Genomic DNA, 467 nt, shown 5'->3' on the forward strand with positions numbered 1-467 from the left:
TATACACAACCACAATATTCATTATTACTTATTGATGAAAAAGAGTTACAACAATCTTTCAGTCTAGGTAATCATTATTTAACTATTGGAAAAATTTTGGTTAGTAATGCTCAGTCAAGAATAGACGAGGCTTACATACCTCCTTGCGTGAGTGTATCCTCTCACCCTAAACTTACCGATTTATATAATGAAATAGACCGATTTTATGGGCAGATGGAATTGTATGGGGTTCAGATTGAGCAAAAAATTCATGCAAAAAAGCAGAGCGGGATTTTAGTAGAAATGATGGAAGCATTAACAGATAAACTACTTGGTTATTTAGGTTCCGAGATTAATCGTTTTAGATGCTTGTCTCCACATATGCCTCCTGTACATATGTTATTATCGGTAATTTCTTTGGCAAGGATACTTAAAAATTTTACAGATGCTCGTTCAGGAGTGGGTAAAGAAGAGTTGTTAAATTATTT

At 33.6% G+C, this 467-nt stretch carries 1 pseudogene; it reads left to right on the plus strand.

The window, feature by feature from the left end:
• Window positions 1-467: pseudogene (locus VQ048_RS12595) on the plus strand (hypothetical protein); the annotation flags it as partial.

Source organism: Bergeyella anatis (assembly GCF_036016955.1).
Taxonomy (GTDB): Bacteria; Bacteroidota; Bacteroidia; order Flavobacteriales; family Weeksellaceae; genus JAYWXI01.